We start from the raw sequence: 17,826 nt of genomic DNA on the forward strand, positions 1-17,826 counted from the left end.
CCCGGTGGCCGTGTCAATCATCATTAGCGCATTGCGATGGTCGCGTACCCGCGTGAGTCGCGGCACCCGCGCGGGGGCGACGCGACCGGGCCGGTCGCGAGGATCCCCGCGGTGACGGCCTCGGCGCGCCGCCGGTGATCACGCCGAGGAACTTCCCAAGGAAGAGTCCCGCTATCACTCCCAGGACTACCCGATCGGAGAAGATAGCGCCGAGGGCGGGGGCACCCGGCGGCGGCCCCCCGGCTTCTCCTCAACACGGACAAGGGGGCGTATGTCAACTTTCGTGGCATACGCCCCCTTCCGGTGTTCGGCGGTCAGTCCTCGGACTTGGCCGAGGGCAGCTTCTCCGAGATCAGGTTCATCACCGTGCTGTCGGCCAGCGTGGTGACGTCGCCGATGCTGCGGTTCTCCGCCACGTCGCGCAGCAGGCGGCGCATGATCTTGCCGGAGCGGGTCTTGGGCAGCTCGGGCACGACCAGGATCTGGCGCGGCTTGGCGATCGGGCCGAGCGTCCTGGCCACGTGGTTGCGCAGCTCGGTGGCGATGTCGTCGTTCTCCTCGGCGTCGCCGCGCAGGATCACGAACGACACGATGGCCTGGCCCGTCACCGGGTCCGTCGCGCCCACGACCGCCGCCTCGGCCACCTTCGGGTGGCTGACCAGCGCGCTCTCCACCTCGGTGGTGGAGATGTTGTGCCCGGAGACCAGCATGACGTCGTCCACGCGGCCGAGCAGCCACAGGTCGCCGTCCTCGTCCTTCTTCGCGCCGTCGCCGGGGAAGTACATGCCCTCGAACCGGCTCCAGTAGGTGTCGATGTAACGCTGGTCGTCGCCCCAGATCGTACGCAGCATGGACGGCCACGGTTCGCGGACCACCAGGAAGCCGCCGCCGCCGTCGGGGACGCTGTTGCCCTGGTCGTCCACCACGTCCGCGGTGACGCCGGGGAGCGGGCGCATCGCGGCGCCCGGCTTGGCGGCGGTCACGCCCGGCAGCGGGCTGATCATGATGGCACCGGTCTCGGTCTGCCACCAGGTGTCGACGACCGGGCAGCGGTTCTGGCCGATGTGCTCGCGGTACCAGACGTACGCCTCGGGGTTGATCGGCTCGCCGACGGAGCCCAGGACGCGCAGGCTGGACATGTCGTACTTGGCGGGGATGTCGTCGCCCCACTTCATGAACGTCCGGATCGCCGTCGGAGCCGTGTAGAGGATCGTGATCTTGTACTTCTGCACGATCTCCCAGAACCGGCCGCGGTGCGGGGTGTCGGGGGTGCCCTCGTAGATGACGCTGGTGGCGCCGTTGGCCAGGGGGCCGTAGACGATGTAGGAGTGGCCGGTCACCCAGCCGATGTCGGCCGTGCACCAGTAGATGTCGGTCTCGGGCTTGAGGTCGAAGACCGCGTGGTGCGTCCAGGCCGTCTGCGTGAGGTAGCCGCCGGTCGTGTGCAGAATGCCCTTGGGCCGGCCGGTGGTGCCGCTGGTGTAGAGGATGTACAGCGGGTCTTCGGCGCCGTGGGGCTGCGGGGTGTGCTGGTCGCTCTGGCGGTCGACCACGTCGTGCCACCACAGGTCCTTGTCGCCGAACGCGACGTCCTGGCCGGTGCGGCGTACCACGAGGACGTTCTCGACCTGCGGGCACTCGGCGACGGCCTCGTCCACGGTCGGCTTGAGCGCGCTCGGCTTGCCCCGGCGGTAGCCGCCGTCGGCCGTGATCACCAGCTTGGCGTCGGCGTCGTCGATGCGGCTCTTCAGCGCACTGGCGGAGAAACCGCCGAACACCACCGAGTGGACCGCGCCGATGCGGGCGCAGGCCAGCATCGCGATCGGCAGCTCGGGGATCATCGGCATGTAGATGGCGACCCGGTCGCCCTTGCCCACGCCCAGCTCGGCCAGCGCGTTGGCGGCCTTGCTGACCTCGGTCTTCAGGTCGTTGTAGGTGAGGACGCGGGTGTCGTCGTCCGGCTCGCCCTCCCAGTAGTAGGCGACCTTGTCGCCGCGGCCCTCCTCGACGTGGCGGTCGACGCAGTTGTAGGCCACGTTGAGCTCGCCGCCGATGAACCACTTGGCGAAGGGCGGGTTCCACTCCAGGGTCGTGTCCCACCGCTTGGCCCAGGTCAGGCGCTCGGCCGCGCGCTCCCAGAAGGCGAGACGGTCGGCGGCGGCCTCGTCGTACGCGGCGGCGGTCACGTTCGCGGCCGCCGCCAGGTCCGCCGGTGGTGCGAACCGGCGGTTCTCCTGCAGCAGGTTGGACAGCGCCTGGGTCTCGTTGCCAGAGGTCTCCGGGGCCACCTCGTGCTCCTTCTATGGCCAGGTTGGATAGGTCGTGTCCCACTTCACCAGCTCACGGCCTCCGCACACAAGAGGTCTAGACAGGTCTGTACCTCGGGGCGCGAGGGCGGGCCACGGCTTATCACCGACGCTTACCAACGCTATGGAAATGTTGTCATCCTGAAATCAGGAGAATATGCGGGCGGGGCACGGCAAGGGTTTATAGGCCCCCGCGAGATCGTTCTTCGCGCGGGGCGGATTGGTCGTCAGGATTGCCGCCCGGGATTGCCCGCCGCCCGTTTCGGGGCCTCCGGGCCCGTCGTCGCCGGGCTTTCTTCCCGGTCGCGCGGGTGCCTGCGGGAGGTGGACCGTACCGGCCGGTAGGGTCAGGTCTCGTGAGTGACCCCTTGGCCGTCATCGCGAGCCTCCCCGGTGTCCGGGAGGCCGTGGACGAGGCCCGCCAGGCCGTCGACAGGCTCTACCGCCACCGCGTGCTGCGCCGCGCGAGCCCGGCGGTCTCCGCGGAGTCGTCCCTGCGCGGCGCCCGCGCCTCGGCCGCCATCGAGGGCGTGGACGTCCCCCTGGACGCCCTGCGCCGTGACGAGATCCACGACCCGCTGGTCCAGGGCGCCCTGCGCGCGTCGGCGGAGATGGGCCGGCTGGGCGCCACGTGGCGCCGCGCGCCGCGGCAGGTGCTCGCCCGCCTGCACACGGTCGCCGCGGCCGGGCTCGTCCCCGAGGCCGCGCTGGGCCGCCCTCGGCCGGTGGACGCCGGGTTGATGGACTCCGGGTTGATGGACTCCGGGCTGGTGGGCTCCGAGCCGGGGGAATCCGGGCTGGTGGGCGCCGCCTCCGACCCGTTCGGTCTCGGTCCCGCTCCGGACGCCAAGGAGACGGCCGCGCGCATGGACGGCCTCATGGGCCTCCTCGAACGGCCCACGAAGGCCCCCGCGATCGTCCTGGCGGCCGTGGTGCACGCCGAGCTGGTGGTGCTGCGGCCGTTCGGGACCGCGGACGGCGTGGTGGCGCGCTCGGCCGAGCGGTTGACGCTGGTCGAGTACGGGTTGGACCCGAAGTCGCTGGTGGCCGTGGAGGTGGGGCACCGCGAGCTGCCGTACGCGGAGGGGCTGCGGGCGTACCTGAGCGGCACTCCCGAGGGCGTCGCCCAATGGGTACAGCACTGTGCCTCCGCGGTAAGCCTCGGTGTCCGCGAGACGACAGCCGTCTGCGAGGCCCTGCAAAGAGGCTGACCCGTACCCCCGAGGGGCCGGGCGGCGATCCGGACATGACGGACAATCGCCGCGAAGAGCCTGGTGGAACGGGGGGCGGACATAGCTGACGGCGTCTCAATCCTGAGACGCCGTCCGCCGGCGCATCACGCCGGGTTACCAAGCGTGCACCTCTATTCGTCGGAACGGGTCAAGCCCGCCACGACGCGCCTCCCGCGGCTGGTCGCGCGTGGGTACCTGGCTGATGCGCCCGGACAAGTGGTCCGTGACACCTTTCTACGACGGATCCGCGCTGATGGGAACCCCTCGGACCAAGACCTTTACCCATCCTCGCCCGCGCCCGCCCGCCCTCGCCCGGCCTCGCCCGCTCCGGCGTCCCGGCCGCGGGCCGGCCTCCGCGCTGCCCGGGTTACCTTCTCGTGACGATCACTGTCCGTGATCGTCTTTATGTGATCGTTATGGGTTCGCGAAAAAACTTGGCGGAAATGCGAGATTGCTGCTCGACGAAACTCGATCTGATCGGGCAGCATACGGTGGTATCGCCCGAAACTGGAGCGCCCCTGTGCGGGATAGCTTTGCAAGTCCCTTGCCAGGCTCCGGTGAAGTGATGAAAGCTTTCTTCTGAAACGGGACCGGCTCTACCCCCCCGGAGCCGGACCGATCAGGCGACCCCCGCTCTCCCCCCCGGCGGGGGTCGCCCCTTTTCCCGGCCTCCCCGGCCCCCGCCCTCTGCGATCTGCAAGCCCGGGCCGGTGGGCCCCCGAGGTCCGAGCCTCCGCACGTCCCAAGGCGGCGCCCGCGCTCATCCGTTGTCCACAGGAAGCCCCTCGCCCGGCTCCGTCATCCACAGAATCCCGTTCGGCCCCTCGCCGCACCCGCCTTCCGCGTCACCCTGGACCTCCCACCGCCCAGCAACGGGAGGCCCCCATGCACCGCCCCCTGGTCATCACCGACGACCACGCCCTGCTCGACGACCTGGTCCGCATCGCGGCCGCCGCCGGCGCCCAGCTCGACGTCGCCCACCTCCCCGCCCACGCCCGCCCTTACTGGAGCCTCGCCCCGCTGGTGACGGTGGGCGCCGACCAGGCGGACGCCGTCGCCGCCACCGCCCCCTCGCCCCGCGACCAGGTCCTCCTCGTGACCCGCACCCCGGACGACCCGGACACCTGGCGAAAATGCGTCGCCGTGGGCGCCCAGGCCGTCATCACGCTCCCCGGCGACGAGCGCTCCCTGGTGGATCGCTTCGCCGACGCCATGGAGCCGGAGCCCCGCTCCGGCCCGGTCCTCTGCGTGCTGGGCGGCCGAGGCGGGGTGGGCGCGAGCGTCCTGTCGGCCTGCCTGGCCCTGCACGCCTCCGGCAGCGCCCGCCTGCGCACCCTCCTCGTGGACGCCGACCCTCTGGGCGGCGGCATGGACGCGCTGCTCGGCCACGAGGAGACGGCGGGCGCTCGCTGGGGCGACCTGGTGGCCAGGGAGGGCCGGATCGGCAGCAGCGCCCTCCAGAAGGCCCTGCCCGCCTTCGGTGACCTCGCGATCCTGTCCTTCAACCGGGGCGAGGCGGCCCCGATCCCCGCCCGGGCGATGCGCTCGGTCCTGGACGCCGGCCAGCGGGGCTTCGACCTGGTGGTCGTGGACCTCCCGCGCCACTTCTCCGAGGCCGCCGTCGAGGCCCTGGCGCGGGCGCGGGCCACTCTGCTGGTCGCCGCGGCCGACGTACGCGGTGTCCTCTCCGCCGTCCAGGTCCTCGGCGAGGCCGGCAAGCACACGACGGACCTGCGGGCGATCCTCCGCCCCGGCATCGTCGACCCCGACACCGCCACCGCCTCCCTGGGCATCCCGTACGCCGGCACCCTCCCCGACCAGCCCCGGCTCACCGCCACCCTCAACCGCGGCGAGTTGCCCAAGCTGGGTCCCCGCACCGCGCTGGGCACCCTGTGCGCCTCCCTCCTCCAAGACCTCCTCCCCGCCGCCTGAGAGGAGCCGGCCTCACCCGGCCCTCCGCGTCCGTAGCCCCAGCCACCCAAGAGGTGATCACCTTGTCCTCGCATGCCGCACGGCCCGACCAGCCACCACAGTCACCAGTGACCCCGCCCCCACCACCCGTCTCTCCCGAGTTGGTGGAGGCCGTTCGGGTCCGCCTCGCCCGCACCGGCGCCGAGCCCAGCGCCGCCCAGGTCGCCGTCGCCCTGAGAGCCGAGAGGGCGGTCTACGGCGACGCCGAGATCCTCGCCGTCGCCCGCGCCCTGTGCGCCGACCTGATGGGCGCCGGCCCCCTCGAACCGCTCCTCGCCCGCCCCGACGTCACGGACGTCCTCGTCAACGGCCCTCACGAGGTGTGGCTGGACGACGGCACGGGCCTCAGCCGCACGTCCACGAGCTTCACCGACGACGCCGCGGTCCGCCGGCTGGCCCAGCGCCTGGCCGCCGCGGCGGGCAGGCGCCTCGATGACGCCTCCCCCTACGTGGACGCCAGGCTGGCGGGGGGCGTACGCCTGCACGCCGTGCTCCCGCCCGTGGCCCCGGAAGGCACCTGCCTGTCCCTCCGGTTGCCGCCGCGCCGCACGTTCACCCTCCACGACCTGGCCGAGGCCGGCACGATCACGCGACCGGCCATCGCGGTCCTCACCGCGATGGTCACCGCCAGGCTGGCCTTCCTGGTGACCGGCGGCACCGGCACCGGCAAGACCACCCTCCTGTCGGCCCTGCTGTCCCTCGCCGACCCGGGCGAGCGCCTCCTCCTGGTGGAGGACTCAGCCGAGCTGCGCCCCCGCCACCCCCACGTGGTCCGCCTCGAAACCCGTCCCCCCAACCTGGAGGGCGCCGGCGGCGTGGGCCTGCGCGACCTCGTACGCCAGGCCCTGCGCATGCGCCCGGACCGTCTCGTGGTCGGCGAGGTGCGCGGCGCCGAGGTGGTGGACCTTCTGGCCGCGCTCAACACGGGTCACGAGGGCGGCTGCGGCACCCTGCACGCCAACACCGCCGCCGACGTCCCGCCCCGGCTGGAGGCCCTGGGCTGCGCGGCGGGCCTGAGCCGCGAGGCCGTCCACAGCCAGTTGGCCGCCGCCCTCGGCGCCGTCGTCCACCTGACCCGCGACCGCCGCGACGGCCGGAGGCGCGTAGCCGAGATCTGCCTGCTCGCCAGAACGCCGGGGGGCTTCGTCGAAGCACTTCCCGCCCTGACCTTCGACCCGGCGGGCACCACGCATCCCGGCCCGGCCCACGAGCGCTTCGTCCACGCTGTGGGCCTCGACCGGCACGGGGAGGCGTCTTGACCAGCGCCGCCGTCTGGCTGGCCGCGTCGTTCACAGCGTGCGCCGTGTGGCTGTGGACAACCCCGGCCGTCGCCATCACCCGTCTGACCAGGCTCACCGCGCCGCCCCGTTCCCGTCGCCCGCGACGGCGTCATCTGCGCGAGCTTCTCGCCGCCTACCGCGGCCCGAAACGCCGCGCCGAGGCGTGGCGGCTGGCCTCCATCGAGCTCTGCCAGGCCCTCTCCGCGGAGCTGTGCGCGGGACGCCCGCCGGGCGAGGCCCTGACCAGGGCGATGGCCGCGGTCGATCTTCCCGACCCCGACCTCCTGCGCCCCGTCGAAGCCGCGGCCAGGAACGGCGGCGACGTCCCTGCCGCCCTGGTCACCGCGGCCCCACGTCAGGGCGGCGACGGCCTGCGCCGGCTGGCCGCCTGCTGGCAGGTGAGCACCAGCGCCGGGGCCGGTCTGGCAACCCTGGTCGAGCGCGTCGCCGTCACGTTACGCACCACCCAGGCGCACCGCCAGGACGTGGCGGCCCAACTGGCGGGCCCGCGCACCACGGCCAGGATGCTCGCCGTGCTGCCGGTCCTGGGCCTCCTCATGGCCGCCGCCCTGAACATGCACCCCCTGCGCTTCCTCCTGGGCGGCCTCCCGGGCTTGGCCTGCCTGGCGACAGGCATCACCCTCAACGCCTGCGGCTTGTGGTGGACCAGCCGCATGTCCAACCAGGCCGAAGGCTGACCTCCGCTCACTTCGACCGGCCTCGACCCTGCTCACTTCGGCCGGCCTCGGCCCTGCTCACTTCGAGCCGTCCCGGCCCTGTTCACCCGGGGTTGTCCCGGCCCGGTGCGCCTGAGGCCGTCCCGGCCTTGCTCACCTCGACTCGCCACCTCGACCCTGCCCAGCCCAAGCCGTCCAGCTCAGGTCGCCCCTCGCGACTCCTGTCGTCGCCTTCCCTGACGTCGCCTCCCGGCACCGCTTTCCTCGACGTCGCCTCCCGGCACCGCTTTCCTCCGGTCGATGGAGACCATCCCGTGCTGCACCTGCTCTCCGCCCTGTGCGCCGCCACCGCCACCTGGCTCTGGCTGCCACCGCGCACGCCACACGAACGCCTGGCCGACCTGTGCCCTCCCCGCGATCCCGCCCCGGAACGCGAAGAACTCCCCGGCCCCCCGGCCCGCTCCGCCATCGCCCCCAGAACGGTCATCGCCGCCGCGTCCGCCGGATTGGCGATCGCCCTCCTGATCGGCGGCACCACCGGCACCCTCGCCGGCCTCCTGACGGCCCCCGCCACCGGCATCTACCTGCACAGGAAGCAGCCGACCCGCACCCAGCACGACCGGCGCCAGATCCTCCTCGACCTCCCCTTCGCCGCCGACCTGCTGACCGCCTGCCTCCTCGCCGGCCGCCCGATCAGCTCCGCCACCGAGATCACCGCCGAAGCGGTAGGCGGCCCCCTCGGCGAGCGCCTGACCTGGGTGAGCAGCCGGCTCCGCCTCGGCGCGGACCCGGAGCCCACCTGGGCCCTCCTGGCCCGGGAGCCCGAGCTGGGCCAGCTCTCCCGGACCATGGTCAGAGCCATGCAGAGCGGCACCCCAGTGGCCGACGCCCTGACCCGCCTCGCCGATGACGCCCGCGAAGCCGCCCGGGCGAGCGCCGCCGCAGCCGCGAGACGCGTCGGCGTGAAGGCGGTGGCGCCTCTGGGCCTGTGCTTCCTCCCGGCATTCGTCCTGCTGGGAATCGTCCCGGTCGTCGCCGGCCTCGCCTCCGCGATCGTCCTCCCGTGAACCGCCCACCCCGCCGTCCTCAGGCGTCCTGCCCTGTCCCCTGGGCGAGGTCGTTCTGAGCTCGTCCACGGCACCACGCGGCGGGAGCCCGGCACGCCCTTCCGGTCGGCAACCGTACGGGCGGCGTCAGCAGCGGGCGGACGGCCGCACCACTACGGGATGCCGCTTCCCCGTCACTCGCGCAGGTCCTGGTAGGGAAGATCCCTGATCACGACAGTGCCGTCCCGTCCATGGCCTCGACCTCCAGCCGCCCTGACCTCGCGGCACGGCAGTTGCCGGACACCGGCTTGATCGACTCGAACTCCGCGCTCAAACAGGTCGTCCGGTACCGCGGGGTCCCGCAGGGACGCGCCCTTTACGCGGGACGGGTTGAGTGATTTCCCCGCTCGCCCTCCAGCCCGGGAATCGGCTGTTCCTAGGCGTCGACCCAGCGGTAACGGACGGTCTGGGCGGCTTCGGAGTCGATCCGCGCGCTGAGCATGTACGTCACGTCGGAACCGCAGCGGCCGGCGTGGTCGGTGACGGGTGTCAGCCGGGGCGTCTGCGGAACGGCGTCCGTCCACGACTGCTGGAAGGTGCCGGTTGCCTCCGCCTGGCTGGCGCCGGACACGGTGAGGGTCCGGCTCTTCGTGCCGCTCTTGACCGTGTGGTCGTGGAGGACTTCGGTGATCGTCCGCGTTCCGGTGGCGCTGATCTGCACGGTGACGGTGGCGAGCAGGTGCCGGTGCAGGGGGAGGCGTGATGACACGAGCCGCCAGAGGCAGAGCCCTGTGCCACCGCGCCGGCGGACGGGTATGGCGGCGCGGAGCCGCCGGGGGGAGGCGTTCGTCCTACCTGGTGATCACCAGGTACCAGCGGCCGTCGCGCAGCGTGCAGTAGGCGCCCGCCGTGGGGCCGCCCGCCTGCAGGGCCACGCTTGAGCACGTGCGCCAGTCGTACGGGCCGTACCAGCCGGGCGCCCTCTCGGCGTGCGCGGCCGTGGGCAGAGCGACGGCGGCGAAAGCGAGACCGGCAATAGCGACAAAGCGTCGGAAAACGTTCTTGTTGGATTTCATGGGCGAAACGGTACGGGTCTGGCTCCCCTTCTGGCGTCATCAGCACGCTCGATCGTTGGGTCCATCGCGAGAGGGACATTCCCTCCCGGCGCGTACAAGCCAGGTTTGACGGCCCCTTCGGGCAGGTGATCGCTCCGGCCGTTACCCGAGGTCGAGCCGGGCGTGCGCACGCGCTGCCCCCGCCTCGTGCCGCACTATCCACAGAACGCCGCTCGGCCGCTCCGGCGCGCTCGATCCAGGCCAACCTAGGAATCCCGCCGGACACGGCTCCGGCCCACCGAGCACCTGGAGGCACGATGCCCAGCCCCACCATCGCCACCACGCGACAGGACACCGGCGACGCCGCCCCGGAAATCACGGCCCTCGCCGCGAATCCCGGCCCTGCCGATGCGGCGAAGAGCGCGGACACCGGCTCTCGGACCGTTCGCCCCGCGTCCCGCCGCCGCTTCAACAAGTGGCTGCACTACGCGAGCGTGCACCGGGAGCGCGGCATGTCCACGGCCGAGTACGCCGTAGGCACCATCGCGGCCTGCGCGTTCGCCGCGCTCCTCTTCAAGATCGTCAATAGCAGTGAGATCTCGGAGCTGCTGTCCGCCATCATCGGCCGAGCGCTCAACACCAACACGAACGCATGACCCCCTGCCCCCGGCGGCTCCTCAAGGGCGTACCGGCGGCGCGAGGATCGGTGACCGCCGAGACCGCCGCGGTCCTGCCGGCCCTCATGGTCGTCCTGGCGGCCGCGCTCTGGGCCGTCCAGGCCGTCGCCGTCCAGCTGGAATGCGTGGACGCGGCCCGCGCGGCAGCCCGGGCCGCCGCAAGGGGTGAACCTTTGGCCGCGATTCGCGACATCGCGCGCACGGCCACGAATCCACACGCACAAGTAGACATAACCCGCGACACAGAGACGACGACAGTGCAGATAGCGGTTCACGTGCGACCAGCATGGGGTTCTTCACTACCGGCAGTACGCGTATCCGCCGCCGCCACCGCGAACACAGAGCCATAATCCCCACTCCCCGATTCCCGATGCCCTGCCCCTTTCTCCAACCTTGTGGCACTGGCGGTCGCGGGCCGTGCGATGCCTGCCGGTGCCGTCCATCCACCTGGCCCGGCGGGCCGCCCCGGCCCGTGGCCCCCATCGCCACGCGACCGAACACGGACACGGGCACGGACACGGACACCGAACACGGACACGATTCAGGAGGCCGCCATCACTCCCGAAGAAGGATCACCTCAGGGCCACTCGCTGCGGATCAGGATGAGAAGACGGCCGCGGGCGTCCGGGTGCCGGATACCACGGGCTGCGGCCGGGGAGCGAGGGTCGGCCACGTTGTGGGGAGTGGCCCTGATGGGGCTCCTGATGGCCGTCGCCACGGCTCTGGCCACCGCGGGCGCCGTACGGGTGGCGCGCCACCGGGTGAACGACGCGGCCGACCTCAGCGCCCTGGCCGCCGCCCGGCTCGCGCTGGCCGACCCGGAGGGGGCCTGCGCCAGGGCAGGTGCACTGGCGGCCGCGAACGGCGTCCGGCTGACCGGCTGCGAGATCGTCGACGAGGTGGCCGACGTCTGGACCTCGCTGTCGATCTCGCTGCCGGTCGTGGGCACGCGAACGGTCATAGGCCGATCGCGGGCCGGCCCGGTGACGCTCACGAACCAGGCCGGAAACGCGGCCGGTCGAGAAGGATGACGTGCTGGAACGCCACCCGAAAGCCATTCCAGGGAGAGCCGGCCGCCCTCATTGCTGATCTTCGGCTGGACCTCCACCGATATGCGACGTTCCGAAAGTGTTGTTTTGGCTGGGCTGCTGGAGAGAGCGGGTTAAACGGCATTTGCGCATGCCACTGGCTGGGAGTCGGCCGACATGTGAAGAACGATGATTTTGGGTTTTATGAGGCTAGGTCGCAATCAAGTCACGACTTCTTGGACGTGGTGTCCAAGAGCGAGATGTCTCACGTAACGTTCCGCTTACCCTCGGTCCATGCCGTTCGTGATGAAGGGTCTGGGAGAGCCGGGACGGAGTCACTAGGGTGCGGGTCCGGGGGCGGTCGGTGACCGTATCGCCGGGCGGACTGCACTTCCGGTCGCCGCTCCCACCCCGACAGGGTGGCCGGGCGGCGCGAGGCTCTCGATGGAGGGAAGCGTCGTGACGGTAGTCGGCAGAGTGGTGGCCGCGGGAGTGGCGGCCGCGGGAATCGTCGCGGTGGGATCACTGGCGCTCGGCGGATCCGCTCATGCGACCGTGACGGTGGAAGCGCACTCTTCCGGACAGATCACCTCGCCGTCGGACGGCCAGGTGGTGTCGGGGTCGTCGGTGACGATCTCCGCCCGTACCGGGCTCATGCAGTTGCGTATGGGGCTGTACGTCGACGGGCCTTCGACGTCCTCCACGAAAGTGGTCGGCGGGGGCGCCAACCAGACGATCTCCGGGACGTTCGACGCCGGGGACGCGCCGAACGGCACCTTCACCGTGACGCTCAAGGGCGAGATCACCGGCACCAGGTACGACAGCGTCACCTTCAAGCTACGGCGGCCCGCCGAGACGCCGAGCAACGTGAACGCCAGCCTCCAGGGCACCCAGAAGGTCGTGGTGACCTGGAGCAAGGGAGCCGAGCCCGATCTGCAGGCGTATCAGGTGTCCAACACGCAGTCAGGCGTCGTGGGGAGGTTGTCGGCGGACAGCGCGTGCGGTGGCGGCTCGTGCAAGGCGGTGCTGGCGGTGCCGGCCAAGGCGGCCGGGCAGAAGGTGGGGTTCACGGTCAGGGCCTTCCGTGGCGACGGTGACGGAGGGTCCGTGGGGTCGGGCGAGTCGGGTGCCGCCTACGTCAGCGTGCCTGCCCCGCCTGCCGCCCAGCCGAGGAAGACGGCCAACAGGACGCAGACGCGGCAGCGGCCCAAGGAGGCCGAGAAGGTCGATCCGCTGCCGACGTTGCCCGCCAGGAAGCAGCAGCAGACCCAGCCCTCCAGCAGGCCCACCGCCCACAAGCCGAAGGCGACGGCCAAGGTGCCGGCGATTCCGGACACAGACGCCAAAGGCAACCTGCCCATACCGACCGCCGATCCGCAGCAGGGGGAGCCGGCGGGCCTGGTGCCGTCGGGCAGCGTCGAGGATGACGGGTCCGGCGGGGCCGGCGAGAGCCGGGACGAGCGAGGCGATGGCGGCGCGGATTCCGCGTCTGTCCAGGTGGACGGGGTGAAGGCGCAGTCCGGTGAGTCCGCGTTGGGGGACGTCGGCCAGTACGGGCTGTATGTCGCGGGCGGGCTGCTCCTGCTGCTGCTCGGGGCCCATGTCGGGGCCTGGGCGCGCCGGCGGGCGCTGGTCGCCGAGGCGGGAGGGCGCTCGCCGTCCCCGAGGGCTGCCTCGGCGACGGTTGCTCCTGGTCCTGGTTCTGCTCCTGGTTCTGCTTCCGCTACGGCCTCGGCGGCAGCGGGTGCGGGAGTTCCGCGATCTGGGGGCGGGAGTGCTCTCGCGGAGACAGGGGCGGTGCGGGGCGTTGCGGGCGGGGCACCGGCGGCCGTGACCGGGACGGCGGCCACAGTGCGGCGCAGACCTGCGGTGATTCTCGCGGTGGCCAAGACCCGGATGCCGCAGGAGCCTCAGGCGGGCGGCCGGACGCCGTCCCCGGTGGATGGTCAAGTGCGGTCTGTGGGTGGCCGGGTGCCGTCTCCGGCGGGAGGCGATCCGGGTGGTACCGAGGCGGCGGCCGGGCGTTCGGGAGCAGGAGCGTCCTTACCCGCAGGCGGGCGGACGCCTGTGGACGGGCGGGGGGTCGTGCTGCCGGTAGGTGGGGCCGAGGGGCAGGTCGCTGCCGCTGCGGTGAAGGGAATCGGCGCGTCCGGCCGAGGTGACGGAGACGCGGGTGACCGGGGCGCGGGCGGCCGGGGCGCGGGCGGCCGGGGCGCGGGCGGCCGGGGCGCGGGCGGCCGGGGCGCGGGCGGCCGGGGCGCGGGTGACCGGGGCGCGGGCGGCCGGAGCTCGGGTGACCGGGGCGCGGGTGACCGGAGCTCGGGTGACCGGAGAACGGGTGACCGGAGAACGGGTGACGGAGACGCCAGTGGCCGGGGTGCAGGTGGCCGGGGCGCGGACAACGGAGGCGGGGGCGACGGAGGCGCACGTGGGCGGGGGGAGCGTGGAGGGCGGCAGGAGCCGGTGCGCATCGCGTTGCCCAGCTCGGCTGTGATCGACGTGCCTGAGCCGTCCGAGGCGGCACCACGGCCTGCCGCCCGGATCATCGAGGAGCGGTGGGACGACTACCTGCCGCCTTCGCCGAGATCGATGGAGGACAGCGGGTTCTGGGAGCGGCCGCAGCCGGGGGCGGCGGATTTCTGGGCGCCGGATGACGACACGGCGGCCGATGAAGGAGGCAGCGAAGGGACGGGCAAATCCGCTTACGCGGCGCGCCGGCACACGGGCGGCCTCAGCTAGCAGCGGCTGACGAGGGCGGCATGAGGGCGGCAGGGGGGTGCCTGGGCCGCCGGGGCGATGGGTGTCAGCCGGTGGTGAGCAGTCAGCCGGTGGCGAGCAGGGCGTTCAGCAGGCGGATGGCGCCTCGCTTGTCCAGCGGTTCGTTGCCGTTGCCGCACTTGGGCGACTGGATGCAGGAAGGGCAGCCACGCTCGCACTCGCAGGAGATGATGGCCTCGCGGGTGGCCGTCAACCAGTCCGTCGCCCGCGCGTAGCCACGCTCGGCGAAGCCCGCGCCGCCCTCGTGGCCGTCGTACACGAAGACCGTCAGCAGGCCCGTGTCGGCGTGCAGCTCCGTGGAGACGCCGCCGATGTCCCACCGGTCGCACGTCGCGAACAGGGGGAGCAGGCCGATCGAGGCGTGCTCGGCGGCGTGTGCCGCGCCCCCGAGGTCGATGCCCGCCTCCGCGAGCGGGGCCACGGCCGAGGCGGGGAGGGTCCACCAGACGGCGCGGGTGCGCAGGGTGCGCGGGGGCAGGTCGAGAGGTTCGTCCCCGAGCATCTCGCCTGACTGGAACCGCCTCTTGAGGTACGAGACGACCTGCCTGGTCACCTCGACCTCGCCGAAGTGCAGGGTGCCTGGACCCAGCGGCCGGGAACGCTGGGTGCCGAGGATGGAGATGTCGGTGATGTCGCGGGCGAACGTCGAGTAGTCCGGGTCGGCGGCGGTGACCAGGGCCACCCCCGCCTCCAGGTCGAGGAGATCCACGAGGAACGTCTCGCCCTGGTGGATGTAGATCGCTCCCGTGTGGACGGTGGTGTGGGCGGAGGGCTCGTCCACACTGCCCAGGAGGCGGCCGGTGGACGCCTCCACGACCTGGATGGGAGCTCCGCCGCCGCCCCGGATGTCGGCGAGGTCGGTGGCGCGCTCGCGCTTGGTCCAGAACCAGCCCGCCGGACGCCGGCGCAGCATGCCCCGGCTCGTCAGGTCGTCCAGGAGATGGGCGGTGGTCGGGCCGAAGATGGGGAGGTCGGCCTCGGTCAGCGGGATCTCGGCGGCGGCGGCGCAGAGGTGGGGCCCCAGGACGTACGGGTTGTCGGGATCCAGGACGATCGCCTCCACCGGCTGGCCGAACAGGGCCTGCGGGTGGTGGACGAGGTAGGTGTCCAGGGGGTCGTCCCTGGCGATCAGGACGGCCAGGGCGTCCCGGCCGTCGCGGCCCGCGCGGCCCGCCTGCTGCCAGAGGGAGGCCCGGGTGCCGGGCCAGCCCGCGATCAGGACGGCGTCGAGGCCGGAGACGTCCACGCCGAGTTCGAGGGCGTTCGTGGTGGCGAGGCCCATGATGGTGCCGTCGCGGAGGGACTTCTCCAGGAGGCGGCGGTCCTCGGCGAGGTAGCCCGCCCGGTAGGCGGCGATCTTGTTGGGGAGGTCGGCCAGGCCGGGGAGGGGCCAGGAGAGCGAACTGCTGCTCGGCACGCCGGTGGGGGAGGTGACGGGGCGGGCGCTTGAGGGCGCCGAGGAGCCGGCGCCAGTACCCATCGCGCCCGAGCCGTCTGGACCCTCCGGACCCTCCGGACCCTCCGGACCCTCCGGACCGTCCGGGCCGTCCGGGCCGCCTGGGCTGCCTGGGCCGTCCGGACTGCTCAGGCCGTCTGGACGGCCCGGAGTGTTCGGGGTGTATGGACGGCTTGAGGTGTTGGGGACTGTCTGGGTGGTCGGGGTATCCGGGGCGCCCGGAGGGTCGGGAGTGCCGTCCGCCGGAGTGCCGTTCGTTGGAGTGCCGTTCGCCGGAGTGCCGTCCGCGGGGGTGCTGTCTGCGGGTGTGGAGGGCTTGTTGGGGTGGGAGGTGGGGGTGTAGGGCGTGGAGAAGGCCACGTCGGCGAGTTTCGCGCGGGCGGTCAGGGCGACCGTCTCGGCGCCACGGCGGGAGCGGACGAAGGCCAGGGTGCGGACGTCGGCCAGGACGAGATCGGCGAGCAGGTCGGCGGCCTCCGCCGTGGCGGTGCGCCGCACAGGCGCCCCTCCCTCGCCCCGTAGCTCGGTCAGAGGCGGCTCCCACAGCGCCACCGTGGTGGAACCCTTGGGGGAGGCGTCCACGGTCACCTCGTCCATCTCAAGCCCCGTCAGCCTCCTCGCGAACGTCCCGGGCTCGCTGGCCGTCGCCGAGGCGAGCAGGAACGTGGGCTGCGAGCCGTACCGGGCGCACACCCGGCGCAGCCGCCGCAGGATCTGGGCGACGTGGGAGCCGAAGACGCCGCGGTAGCCGTGGCACTCGTCCACGACCACCATGCGCAGCCGGCGGAAGAACGACGACCACCGGGCGTGTCCGGGCAGGATGCCGCGGTGCAGCATGTCGGGGTTGGTCAGGACGTAGTTGGCGTGCTGGCGTACCCAGGTGCGTTCCTCGAACGGCGTGTCGCCGTCGAACGTGGCCGCGCGCACCTGCGTGATGCGCAGCTCACGAAGCCCGCGCAGCTGGTCGGCGGCCAGGGCCTTGGTCGGCGTCAGGTACAGGACCGTGCCGCCGTCGAGACAGGAGGCGACCGCCGGAGTGAGGTACGCCAGGGACTTCCCCGACGCCGTGCCGGTGGAGATGATCACGTTTCGGCCACGGAATGCCAGGTCGGCGGCCTCGTACTGGTGAGGCCAGAGTCCTGTGACCCCACGGTTCGCCAAGCGCGTAACGAGCACGTTCGGAGCCCAGTCGGGCCAACGGGCTTGACCCGCCTGACGTGCTGGAACATGCTCCACATGGGTGACCCGCTCATGACGTGCGGGAACACCGAGCAGGTGGCGGAGGAGTGGACCTGCCTGTTCTGGGGAGGATGCGGAGGAAGTCACTGTTTCCAGTCTTGCATCAGTGGGCAAAGTCGCCGGGAATCGTGATTTCGTATAGACACAAGCCAGGCGCGTGGTTGAATGCCGCGCGTCAGGGTCGGACAGTCTGGGGCCACGCTCCAGATTGCCAGGCCGGCAAGAGTACTTTCGCAGGCGAGGCGCTGGAGGATCTGTGGATCTGAAGTTGGATCACCACAACGAAGACCGACTCACCATCGTCGAGGTCGAGGGTGAGATCGATGTCTACACGGCGCCGAGATTGCGTGAACTCCTCATCGACCTGGTGAACAAGGGCAACTTCCACCTTCTGGTCAACATGGAGAAGGTCGACTTCCTCGACTCCACGGGCCTCGGCGTCCTGGTCGGCGGGCTCAAGCGGGTCCGGGCGCACGACGGCTCCCTGGAGCTGGTCTGCACGCAGGAGCGCATCCTCAAGATCTTCCGGATCACCGGTCTGACCAAGGTCTTCGGGATTTACGCTTCGGTCGACGAGGCCAAGGAAGCTCACGGCAAAGACAAGTAGCATGGCTACCGTCGAGCTGACATTCAGCGCCCTTCCCGCACACGTGCGCACCGCCCGGCTGGTGGCCACGGCGATCGCGCGTCGCACCGGTGTGGAGGAGTCCCTGCTGGATGAGGTCAGGCTCGCCGTGGGTGAGGCGTGCTCCCGGGCAGTCGAGGCGCACCGCGCTCACTGCCCGGGCGAGCCCATCCGCATCGAGCTTCGTGACGATTCCGGACGATTCGAAGTCACCGTCAGCGACCAGGCCCCCAGCGACGAGATCCATCAGGAGCAGCCGCTCGACCTGGGCATGCTGTCCGACTCGTTCATGACGGGCTTCGGCCTCGCGGTCATCTCGGGGCTGGCCGACGACGTCGAGGTCTTCCCCTCTCCCAAGGGGACCGACATCCGGATGAGCTGGCCCGCCTCCAATGGGATCCCGACGCCGTAAGCCGTCAGGGGTGGTTCTGGCCGGGGGCCCGAACCCCACGGCCC

General features: G+C 71.9%; 17 protein-coding genes. 11 read left to right on the forward strand and 6 right to left on the reverse strand.

Translation table 11 applies throughout. The features are described from left to right. Window positions 1–314: 314 nt before the first annotated feature. Window positions 315–2,288: an acetate--CoA ligase gene (acs, locus tag AB0H75_RS40600; protein ID WP_367805486.1), complete on the reverse strand. Its 1,974-nt coding sequence runs from the start codon at window positions 2,286–2,288 to the stop codon at window positions 315–317. A gap of 374 nt (window positions 2,289–2,662) precedes the next feature. Between acs and AB0H75_RS40605 the strand changes: the two genes are divergently transcribed. From AB0H75_RS40605 to AB0H75_RS40625, 5 genes are all read left to right on the forward strand, one after another. Continuing rightward, complete coding sequence (locus AB0H75_RS40605) at window positions 2,663–3,517, forward strand: oxidoreductase (RefSeq protein WP_367805488.1); 855 nt, start codon at window positions 2,663–2,665, stop codon at window positions 3,515–3,517. A gap of 906 nt (window positions 3,518–4,423) precedes the next feature. After that, window positions 4,424–5,470: a septum site-determining protein Ssd gene (gene ssd / locus AB0H75_RS40610; protein ID WP_367805490.1), complete on the forward strand. Its 1,047-nt coding sequence runs from the start codon at window positions 4,424–4,426 to the stop codon at window positions 5,468–5,470. A gap of 140 nt (window positions 5,471–5,610) precedes the next feature. Beyond that, window positions 5,611–6,768, forward strand: coding sequence for a TadA family conjugal transfer-associated ATPase (locus tag AB0H75_RS40615; protein ID WP_367805492.1), 1,158 nt, complete (start codon window positions 5,611–5,613; stop codon window positions 6,766–6,768). Continuing rightward, window positions 6,765–7,487 (forward strand): type II secretion system F family protein, encoded by a 723-nt coding sequence (locus AB0H75_RS40620; RefSeq protein WP_367805494.1) that lies wholly within the window; start codon window positions 6,765–6,767, stop codon window positions 7,485–7,487. The genes AB0H75_RS40615 and AB0H75_RS40620 overlap by 4 nt, the downstream gene beginning before the upstream one ends. Window positions 7,488–7,780: 293 nt before the next feature. Further along, complete coding sequence (locus AB0H75_RS40625; protein ID WP_367805496.1) at window positions 7,781–8,533, forward strand: type II secretion system F family protein; 753 nt, start codon at window positions 7,781–7,783, stop codon at window positions 8,531–8,533. 415 nt (window positions 8,534–8,948) lie between these two features. On the opposite strand, the gene AB0H75_RS40630 is transcribed toward AB0H75_RS40625, so the two are convergent. Further along, on the reverse strand, window positions 8,949–9,281 hold the full coding sequence (locus AB0H75_RS40630) for a hypothetical protein (protein ID WP_367805498.1): 333 nt from the start codon (window positions 9,279–9,281) through the stop codon (window positions 8,949–8,951). A gap of 82 nt (window positions 9,282–9,363) precedes the next feature. Then, window positions 9,364–9,588, reverse strand: coding sequence for a hypothetical protein (locus tag AB0H75_RS40635; protein ID WP_367805500.1), 225 nt, complete (start codon window positions 9,586–9,588; stop codon window positions 9,364–9,366). Window positions 9,589–9,884: 296 nt separating this feature from the next. Here AB0H75_RS40635 and AB0H75_RS40640 point away from each other — a divergent pair, with 296 nt between their 5' ends. The 3 genes from AB0H75_RS40640 (at window position 9,885) to AB0H75_RS40650 (ending at window position 11,275) form a co-directional block, all read left to right on the forward strand. Next, complete coding sequence (locus tag AB0H75_RS40640) at window positions 9,885–10,223, forward strand: DUF4244 domain-containing protein (RefSeq protein ID WP_367805502.1); 339 nt, start codon at window positions 9,885–9,887, stop codon at window positions 10,221–10,223. After that, complete coding sequence (locus tag AB0H75_RS40645) at window positions 10,220–10,594, forward strand: TadE family type IV pilus minor pilin (RefSeq protein WP_367805504.1); 375 nt, start codon at window positions 10,220–10,222, stop codon at window positions 10,592–10,594. Before AB0H75_RS40640 ends, AB0H75_RS40645 begins: the two co-directional genes overlap by 4 nt. A gap of 252 nt (window positions 10,595–10,846) precedes the next feature. Next, entirely contained in the window at window positions 10,847–11,275 is a 429-nt protein-coding gene (locus tag AB0H75_RS40650; protein ID WP_367805506.1) for an Rv3654c family TadE-like protein, read from the forward strand. Between the two features lie 542 nt (window positions 11,276–11,817). Here AB0H75_RS40650 and AB0H75_RS40655 read toward each other — a convergent pair. Continuing rightward, window positions 11,818–12,189: a hypothetical protein gene (locus tag AB0H75_RS40655; RefSeq protein WP_367805508.1), complete on the reverse strand. Its 372-nt coding sequence runs from the start codon at window positions 12,187–12,189 to the stop codon at window positions 11,818–11,820. Between the two features lie 216 nt (window positions 12,190–12,405). Next, window positions 12,406–12,609, reverse strand: a complete 204-nt coding sequence (locus tag AB0H75_RS40660) for a hypothetical protein (RefSeq protein WP_367805510.1) — start codon at window positions 12,607–12,609, stop codon at window positions 12,406–12,408. A 1,126-nt stretch (window positions 12,610–13,735) separates the two neighbouring features. On the opposite strand from AB0H75_RS40660, the gene AB0H75_RS40665 reads away from it, so the two are divergent. After that, window positions 13,736–14,011, forward strand: coding sequence for a hypothetical protein (locus tag AB0H75_RS40665; RefSeq protein ID WP_367805512.1), 276 nt, complete (start codon window positions 13,736–13,738; stop codon window positions 14,009–14,011). A gap of 82 nt (window positions 14,012–14,093) precedes the next feature. Here AB0H75_RS40665 and AB0H75_RS40670 read toward each other — a convergent pair whose 3' ends face one another. Continuing rightward, window positions 14,094–16,592: a DEAD/DEAH box helicase gene (locus AB0H75_RS40670; RefSeq protein WP_367805514.1), complete on the reverse strand. Its 2,499-nt coding sequence runs from the start codon at window positions 16,590–16,592 to the stop codon at window positions 14,094–14,096. A 409-nt stretch (window positions 16,593–17,001) separates the two neighbouring features. Here AB0H75_RS40670 and AB0H75_RS40675 point away from each other — a divergent pair, with 409 nt between their 5' ends. Beyond that, complete coding sequence (locus tag AB0H75_RS40675; protein ID WP_020542579.1) at window positions 17,002–17,352, forward strand: STAS domain-containing protein; 351 nt, start codon at window positions 17,002–17,004, stop codon at window positions 17,350–17,352. A gap of 1 nt (window position 17,353) precedes the next feature. After that, window positions 17,354–17,782 (forward strand): ATP-binding protein, encoded by a 429-nt coding sequence (locus AB0H75_RS40680; RefSeq protein ID WP_367805517.1) that lies wholly within the window; start codon window positions 17,354–17,356, stop codon window positions 17,780–17,782. The last annotated feature ends 44 nt before the right edge of the window (window positions 17,783–17,826 follow it).

Origin of the sequence: Nonomuraea sp. NPDC050783 (assembly GCF_040802095.1) — a bacterium.
In the GTDB taxonomy this organism is placed as follows: Bacteria; Actinomycetota; Actinomycetes; order Streptosporangiales; family Streptosporangiaceae; genus Nonomuraea.